The sequence below is a fragment of the Pseudomonas sp. UYIF39 genome (assembly GCF_029963765.1).
In the GTDB taxonomy this organism is placed as follows: Bacteria; Pseudomonadota; Gammaproteobacteria; order Pseudomonadales; family Pseudomonadaceae; genus Aquipseudomonas.
Window position 1 is genome coordinate 1 of the sequence record NZ_JALBYU010000056.1, and the last position, 8,510, is coordinate 8,510.

The following is an 8,510-nucleotide window of genomic DNA, read 5'->3' on the forward strand; positions in this document are numbered from 1 at the left end:
CAGACAGCCATCGCGAGCAAGCTCGCTCCCACCGGGGAACGCATTCCAAATGTGGGAGCGAGCTTGCTCGCGATGAGGCCATCAATGCCAATACAAATCTTCAGGCCCGACGAGCCTCCAGAAGGTCCGCCGCACACAACGCAATCCGCTGGCACGCATCCGCCAGCTTCAACTGATCCACCACCAACCCCATCCGTATATGCCCCGCCGCGCTCGGCCCGAACGCTTCACCCGCCAGCACTGACACGCCATAACCTTCCAGCAGCCGCTCGGCAAAACTCTGGGCACACAACCCGGTCTGGCGCACGTCAATCATCACGAACATCCCGCCATCAGGCCGAATCGGCCGGATGCCCGGGCAATCATTCAGGCTCGCGCAAACCAGGTCGCGACGCTGGCGATACTCCTCGCGCATCAACGCCACTTCCGGCAGATCCTCATCCAGCGCCAATTGCGCGGCGTTCTGAATGAAATCCGGAATGCCAAACAGCATGCACAACGACAGGTGCACCAAGTGTTCGGCCAAAGGTTTCGGCCCGATCACCCAGCCCACACGCCAACCGCTCATGGCGTGGGATTTGGACAGGCTATTGATGGTCGCCGTGCGCTCGGCCATGCCCGGCAGGCTCGCCGGGCTGATGTGTTCGCCTTCGTACAACAGATCGCTGTAGACCTCGTCGCTGATCAACCACAAGTCGTGACGAACACACAGCGATGCCAGTTCCTGCCAGACCATCAACGGCAAACTGGCGCCGGAAGGATTGTTCGGACTGTTGAGCACAATGGCGCGGGTCTTGGGTGTGATCAGCGCCGCGACATCCGCCGGATCGACCCGAAAGCCGTTCTCCGGTCGCACCGCCACCGGCACCACTTTGGCCGCGCAGGCGCCGAACACGCCTTCATAGGTCACGTACATCGGTTCGGCGACGATCACTTCATCGCCCGGGTCGAGCAGGCATTGCGCGACCGAATACACGGCACATTGCGCGCCCGGCAGCACGATCACATGATCGGCATCCACCGCTTGACCACTGCGACGCCGATGGCGGTTGGCAATGCTATTGCGCAACCCCCGACTGCCACGTACTGACGGGTAGTGGGTGTCACCGGCCAGCAAGCTGTCGATGCACGCCTGAACGATGGGCTGCGGCGTATCGAAGTCGGGATCGCCGATCGATAGCAGCAGCACATCAACGCCCTGCTCAATTAATTCCAGTGCTCGGTCATGAATCTGCCAGGCCGCTGCGCCGTCACCGGCAATTCGTTTGGTCAAGGCTGAATAGCGCATGTAATTCTCCAGTCGCGCGGGTTCCAAGCCTCAACCCTATCTCAAATCACGAAACGCGCCACCATGGCATTTAAATCCACGGCCAGGCGCGACAGTTCGTGCGTCGCGGCGCTGGTCTGGTTGGCACCGGCGGTGGACTGGGTGGCCAGGTCGCGGATGTTCATCAGGTTGCGGTCGACCTCCCGGGACACCTGGGCCTGTTCTTCGGACGCGCTGGCGATCACCAGGTTGCGTTCGTTGATCAGCTGGATCGACTGAGTGATCTGCTCCAGCGCCACACCGGCGGCGCGGGCCATTTCCAGGGTGCTTTGGGTGCGTTGATTGCTTTGCTGCATTGAGGAGACCGCTTGGCCGGTGCCGTTTTGAATGCCGGCGACCATTTTTTCGATTTCCTGGGTCGATTGCGCGGTGCGATGGGCCAGCGCCCGGACCTCGTCCGCCACCACCGCGAAACCGCGCCCGGCTTCACCGGCACGGGCGGCTTCGATTGCAGCGTTCAGCGCCAGCAGGTTGGTTTGCTCGGCGATGGCGCGGATCACGTCCAGCACCTTGCCGATGTCGCGCCCCTGAGCGGCCAGGCCTTCGATCATCACCGAAGTGTTTTGCACGTCGTGGGTCATGGTCTGGATCGCGCCGACGGTTTCCACCACACGGTCGCGACCTTCGCGGGCCGCCTGAGTCGACTGGTTCGAGGCTTCGGACGTCGACACCGCGTTGCGCGCCACTTCTTCCACGGCGGCGGTCATTTCGTTGACCGCGGTGGCGGCCTGTTCGATTTCGTTGTTCTGCTGTTGCAGACCGCGGGACGCTTCTTGGGTGACCGTGCTGAGTTCTTCAGCGGCGGCACCCAGTTGGGTGGCGGAACCGGCGATCTGTTCGATGGTTTTGCGCAGGTTGGTTTGCATCGTGGACAAGGCACCGAGCAAACGGGCCGGTTCGTCCTTGCCGTCGATGTCGATGGTTTTAGTCAGGTTGCCGCCCGCAATGTTTTCGGCCGCCTGGAGCGCACGGTTGAGCGGCGTGACGATGCTGCGGGTCAGCAGCCAGGCCAGCAGCACGGTCATCAGCGCCGCAGTCACCGCCACTGCGATGATGCCAGTCACGGCGTTGCTGTAGTGCTCGCCCGCTTCGGCCGCGGCGGTTTTCGCATATGTGTTGTTGAACGCTACCAGTTTGTTCAGCTGCTCGCCCATCTGGTCCGTACCGTCCTTGATCCGGGTGTTGATCAGCGTGCGCATCTCATCGAGCTTGTTCTGTCGCGACAGCTCCAGCATCTGATTCTGGTCTTGCATATAGCTGTCCAGTGTTGTCGTGAACGTCTTGTACAGCGCGGCTTCTTCCGGGGTGGCCGGCAACGCTGCATAACTGGCTTGTGCGCTGCGAACCTTGTCGACCAGCAAGCCGGTACGTGTCTGGGCTTCCTGCAACGCGTTCGGATCACGGTTGACCAACACCCGGAAAGAAAGAATGCGCAGGCGCAGGATGTTTTCTGTCAGGTTACCGAGAAACACGATGCTGGGCAGCTGCGTGGTTGCCATGTCAATGGAGGCTTGGCGGATGGTCGACATGCGGTTCACGGCAAACACACCCAGCACGATGACGAGCAAGGCAATGAAGGAAAAACCCAGGAAGGCTCGAGGCGCGATATTCAGATTACGCAGTGACATAGGATGATTCTCGGGTGATGGGGCTACGAGCATCCTTGCGTGATCGCTGAAGGGCGGGCGGCGGCGCACGCGCTTTCAGTTTGGCGCCACTGTTGGAATAGGTTTGTGTGGGCCTATTGGCTGTATCGGCTGGGGATGAGGATTCCTGCGGGGATTTGGAGAAAAATATTTCAAGGGATTACAAGTGTTTCACCCATGAAACACTCTAGCTCTATGTAAGAGCTGCCGAGCCTGCGAAGCAGTCGTAAATCCGGCAGCCGGTTTTTACTGACACACCGCGCCGCATGACTTCACGACTGCTGCGCAGTCGAACGCAGCCTCGCAGGCTCGGCAGCTGCTACAGGATCGCGGGGTCTTCAGGCTTTGCGAGCGGCCACCCGCCAAACCCGTGCAACATCACTCGCTCGCTCCCGTAACAACCGGGGCGCCTCGGCACACGCCTGCTCCAGCGTCATCGGCCCACTGGCCAAGGCAAACGCGGCATCGATGCCATGTTCGTAGAGTGCCTGGTAACCCTCACCCAATGTCCCGGCGATGACGATCACCGGCACGCCGTGCTGCCGAGCAATACGCGCCACACCAAACGGCGTCTTGCCGCGCAGGGTCTGAGCATCGAAACGACCTTCACCGGTGATCACCAGGTCGGCGCCCTTGACCGCATCCTCCAGGCCGACCAGTTCAGCGACCACTTCAACGCCGGCCTTGAACTGCGCCCCCAGAAACGCCTTGGCAGCAAACCCCAAGCCGCCTGCCGCACCGCTGCCCGGTTCGTCACGTACATCTTTGTTCAGGACCTGAGCGCACCGTTCGGCAAAGTGCCCGAGCGCGCGATCCAGTTGTTGGACTTGCTCGGGAGATGCCCCTTTTTGCGGGCCGAAAATTGCTGAGGCACCGTGAGGGCCGCACAGGGGATTGTTGACGTCGGCGGCGATATCGAAGCGCACTTCGGCCACACGCGGGTCAATTTCACTCATGTCGATTCGCGCCAGTTGCGCGAGGGCCAAGCCGCCCGGTGCCAGTGTTCGGCCGTGTGCGTCCAGCAGTTTGACGCCCAAGGCTTGCATAGCACCCGCCCCGCCGTCATTGGTGGCGCTGCCGCCAATCGCCAGAATCACCCGTTGCGCCCCGGCATCGAGCGCCGCACGGATCAATTCGCCGGTGCCGAACGTGCTGCTGAAGCACGCATCACGCTTGCCCGGCGGAACCAGTTGCAGGCCACTGGCCTCGGCCATTTCGATGATCGCGGTGTGGCTTTGGGGCAGCCAGCCCCAAGCGGCCTCAACCGTTGCGCCGAGCGGCCCGCGGACATGGGTGCGGCGAAGTTCGCCCTCGCACGCCGCCAGAATAGACTCGACGGTCCCCTCCCCGCCGTCCGCCATCGGGCATTTGACCAGGAGCGCATCAGGCCAAACCTGCGCCAACCCCAGAGCAATGGCATCAGCCACACCCTGGGCACTCAGGCTGTCCTTGAACGAATCGGGGGCGATGACGATTTTCATGCGAATTCTCCAGTTCCAATGCGTTCCATGCTGCCAGCAGACCAGAACAATAACGCCGGTCCGCTGCACAAGCCGGTGTGGCGTTTATTGTTCATTTCCACAAAACCTCACTCCACACCGTCCGTTGTAGCAGCTGCCGAGCAGAGCGAGGCTGCGTTCGGCGGCGAAGCCGTCGTGAAATCATGCACCGCGGTGAATCAGGTAAACCTCGTTTGCAGGATTTACGACTGCTTCGCCGCCGAACGCAGCCTCGCGCTGCTACGGGTTGGTGTTCGGTGCGTCGGTCTGGGGCAGGAGCTGGACGCCGAGATAAAGCGCCAGCATCCCGTCGAGTCTTAGTGGATCAACACCACTGAGCTCGGCAATCCGCTCCATCCGGTAACGCAAACTGTTGCGATGGATGCCCAGCGCATCGGCACAGGCCTGGCTCTGACCATCGTGATCGCACCAGCTGCGCAGGGTCGCCAGCAGTTGGCCGTTGCCATCCTTGGCGATGACTTTGCGCAGCGGTTTGAGCAGTTCGTCCAGCGCGTCGTCGTTGCGGTGCCGCCAGAGCATCACTGGCAACCGGTAACGGTTGAGCGTCAGCAAACGGGAGTGCGGCAACACCTCTCGCCCATAGGCCAGCAAGTCGCCGACGCGGCGGTAGCAGCGGCGCAATCCCGACAGCCCATCGGCCTGCCCGCCCACGGCGATGCGCAGAATGTTCCAGCCCAGGCCGTCGAGTTTTTCCAGCAGCCGGTCATTCTCGCTCGCCTGCGCCGCCGGCCGGCACCAGAGCAGCGACGACTTGGCCGAACTCACGCACCAACTGTCCGGGTAGCGCGAAGTCAGCCAGGCGCTGAGCGCCTCGACGGTTTGCCCCGGTCCATGTTCCATCCCTAACTCGAACAGGTACGGTACCCGCGTCATTTGCGGCTTGAGCCCAAGCTGTTGCGCTTCATCGATCAACCGCGGCGAATCCCCGGCCTCGCTGAGCAGCAATGCCAGCAAATCATCGCAACGCTGACGCCGCCATTGCTGTTCGGCCTGCTGATTGCGCTGGCCGACCAGCATCTCGGCGGTCATCCGCACCAGTTCGGCGTAGGTGCGCAATTGCTCGGGTTCACCGGTGATGCCCAGCACGCCAATCAAACGCTGATCGAGCAATAGCGGCAAGTTGATGCCCGGTTGCACGCCTTTCAAATGAATCGCCGTTTGGGCGTCGATCTCCACCACTCGCCCGTTGGCCAGCACCAGTTGCGCGCCTTCATGCCGGGTGTTGACCCGCTCCGGTTCGCCGCTGCCGAGAATCAGGCCCTGGCTGTCCATGACGTTGACGTTGTACGGCAGGATGGCCATCGCCCGGTCGACGATGTCCTGGGCCAGGTCGTGATCGAGTTCGAACATAGCGCGGATCCTTGAAAGCGTGATGGAGCGGATTGTTCACCCGCACAGGCCTTGGTTGCAAACCCTGTGCTCAGGCACAAAGACAATGACCCTAGCAGTGGCCGAGACTCACCGGGCGGTCAACGTTACCCTTTGCATCGCAAAAAATCATAATAAAGAGAGAGCCCGCCATGTCACAGAGCGCCGCCGCTACCCAGGCCATCGTTGACGAAAAAAACGCCGTCTACAAACGCATTACCCTGCGTTTGATTCCCTTCATTTTCATCTGCTACCTGTTCAACTACCTCGACCGGGTGAACGTTGGATTTGCCAAGCTGCAGATGCTCGACGCGCTGAAATTCAGCGAAACCGTGTACGGCCTCGGGGCCGGGATCTTCTTTATCGGCTACGTGTTGTGCGGCGTACCGAGCAACCTGGCCCTGACCAAATTCGGCCCGCGTCGCTGGATCGCGCTGATGATGATCGTCTGGGGCTCGCTCTCGACCTGTTTACTGTTCGTCACCACCCCGACCGAGTTCTACACCTTGCGCCTGTTCACCGGCGCGGCTGAAGCCGGGTTCTTCCCGGGCGTGGTGCTCTACCTCTCACAGTGGTTTCCGACCTTCCGCCGTGGCCGCATCATGGCGTTGTTCATGTCGGCGATCCCGGTGTCCGGCCTGCTCGGCAGCCCGTTTTCCGGCTGGATTCTCAACCACTTCGGCGCAGGCCAGGCAGGTTTGGCGGGCTGGCAGTGGATGTTCCTGCTGCAAGGTATCCCGACCGTGATCCTCGGCGCCCTCGCCTACTTCCTGCTCAGCGACAGTTACGCCAACGCCAAATGGCTCACGCCGTTCGAGCGCTCGGTACTGGAAGCCGACCACGCTGAAGACCTGGCCAACAAACCGAAAACCAGCACCGACTCGTTGCTGGCCGTGTTCAAGAACCCGGCGATCTGGGCCTTCGGCCTGATCTATTTCTGCATCCAGAGCGGCGTCTACGCGATCAACTTCTGGCTGCCGTCGATCATCAAGAACCTGGGCTTCAGCGATAACCTGGTAATCGGCTGGCTCAGTGCGATTCCGTACCTGCTGGCGGCGCTGTTCATGTTGATGGTCGGCCGCTCCGCCGACCTGCGCAAAGAACGCCGCTGGCACCTGGTGGTGCCGATGCTCATGGGTGCGGTCGGTTTGCTGATCGCTGTGAACTTTGCGACGACGCCGGCCATTGCCATCCTCGGCCTAACCATCGCCACCATGGGCGCACTCACCGGCCTGCCGATGTTTTGGCCGGTGCCGACCGCGCTACTGAGCGCGGGCGCTGCGGCGGGTGGTTTGGCGTTGATCAACTCCATGGGGCAGATGGCCGGTTTCCTGAGTCCGAATCTGGTGGGCTGGGTCAAGGACAGCACCGGGTCAACCGATGCCGCGCTTTACCTGCTGGCGGGCGTGATTGTTTGCGGGAGTTTGTTGGCGCTGCGTATGACGCGGACGTTGCGGGTTTAAGGTTTTGCGGAACGGGGTGTTCGATATTTCCGTTTGCCCCGCCCTACCATTCTGGTATTTGATTGAGCCTTTCCCACCGGTAAAAGGATTTCGTCATGAGCTATCGCACGCTGGGTCATTCGGGTTTACAGGTTTCCACCCTGACCCTGGGCACCATGATGTTCGGCGAACAGACCAGCACCGAAGATTCCCTGCGGATCATCGACAAGGCCTGGGACCAGGGCATCAATTTCATCGACACTGCAGACGTTTACACCAACGGCCGCTCCGAAGAGATCGTCGGCGAAGCGATTGCCGGTAACCGCCACGAATGGGTGCTGGCGACCAAAGTCGGTTTCGGCCCGGTGGACGGCGTTCCGAACCGCAGCGGTCTGAGCCGCAAGCATCTGTTCAATGGCATCGACGCCAGCCTGACGCGTTTGGGCACCGATTATCTCGACATCTATTACCTGCACCGCGAAGACCACAACACGCCGCTGGAAGTCACGGTGTCGGCGATCGGCGATTTGATCCGCCAGGGCAAGATTCGCTACTGGGGTTTGTCGAACTACCGTGGCTGGCGCATCGCCGAGGTGATTCGTGTGGCCGATCAACTGGGCGTCGACCGGCCGGTGATCAGTCAGCCGCTGTACAACATCGTCAACCGCCAGGTGGAAACCGAGCAGATTACTGCCGCGCAAAACTATGGCCTGGGCGTGGTGCCTTACAGTCCGCTCGCTCGTGGTGTGCTCAGCGGTAAATACGCGCCGGACGTGAAGCCGGATGCAAACAGCCGCGCCGGACGTGCAGATAAACGCATTCTGGAAACCGAATGGCGCGTCGAATCCCTGCGCATTGCTCAGCAGATCCAGCAGTACACCCAGGGTCGCGGCGTGGGCATCGTGGAATTCGCCATCGCCTGGGTGCTGAATAACAGCGCCGTCACTTCGGCCATCGTAGGGCCGCGCACTGAAGAACAATGGGATGCCTACACTAAGGCTCAGGCGGTCAAGATTACGGCTGAAGATGAAGCGTTCATTGATTCGCTGGTTGTGCCTGGGCATGCGTCGACGCCGGGGTTTAATGATGTGAGCCACTTTGTGTCGGGGCGTAAACCGCGCAGCAACTGAAAAAGCACAATCCACTGTGGGAGCGAGCTTGGTCCGGGCGGCGTTCCGACGATGGCGGTTTTACATTCAGCATAGAT

At 61.2% G+C, this 8,510-nt stretch carries 6 protein-coding genes; 2 read left to right on the forward strand and 4 right to left on the reverse strand.

Going from position 1 to position 8,510, the window contains the following annotated elements; all coding sequences use genetic code 11:
• Positions 1-100: 100 nt before the first annotated feature.
• From MO767_RS30575 to MO767_RS30590, 4 genes are all read right to left on the reverse strand, one after another.
• Positions 101-1,288 carry an aminotransferase class I/II-fold pyridoxal phosphate-dependent enzyme gene (locus MO767_RS30575; RefSeq protein WP_282483575.1) on the reverse strand — a complete coding sequence of 396 codons (1,188 nt, stop codon included), beginning with the start codon at positions 1,286-1,288 and terminating at the stop codon, positions 101-103.
• 41 nt (positions 1,289-1,329) lie between these two features.
• Positions 1,330-2,955: a methyl-accepting chemotaxis protein gene (locus MO767_RS30580; RefSeq protein ID WP_282483576.1), complete on the reverse strand. Its 1,626-nt coding sequence runs from the start codon at positions 2,953-2,955 to the stop codon at positions 1,330-1,332.
• 356 nt (positions 2,956-3,311) lie between these two features.
• A complete protein-coding gene (locus MO767_RS30585) occupies positions 3,312-4,454 on the reverse strand; it encodes a glycerate kinase (protein WP_282483577.1) in 1,143 nt (380 codons plus the stop codon).
• A 258-nt stretch (positions 4,455-4,712) separates the two neighbouring features.
• Positions 4,713-5,843: a sugar diacid recognition domain-containing protein gene (locus tag MO767_RS30590; protein ID WP_282483578.1), complete on the reverse strand. Its 1,131-nt coding sequence runs from the start codon at positions 5,841-5,843 to the stop codon at positions 4,713-4,715.
• A gap of 170 nt (positions 5,844-6,013) precedes the next feature.
• Between MO767_RS30590 and MO767_RS30595 the strand changes: the two genes are divergently transcribed.
• Together MO767_RS30595 and MO767_RS30600 are read left to right on the forward strand one after the other, a co-directional pair.
• A complete protein-coding gene (locus MO767_RS30595) occupies positions 6,014-7,324 on the forward strand; it encodes an MFS transporter (protein WP_282483579.1) in 1,311 nt (436 codons plus the stop codon).
• Between the two features lie 95 nt (positions 7,325-7,419).
• A complete protein-coding gene (locus MO767_RS30600) occupies positions 7,420-8,433 on the forward strand; it encodes an aldo/keto reductase (protein ID WP_282483580.1) in 1,014 nt (337 codons plus the stop codon).
• Positions 8,434-8,510 lie beyond the last annotated feature (77 nt).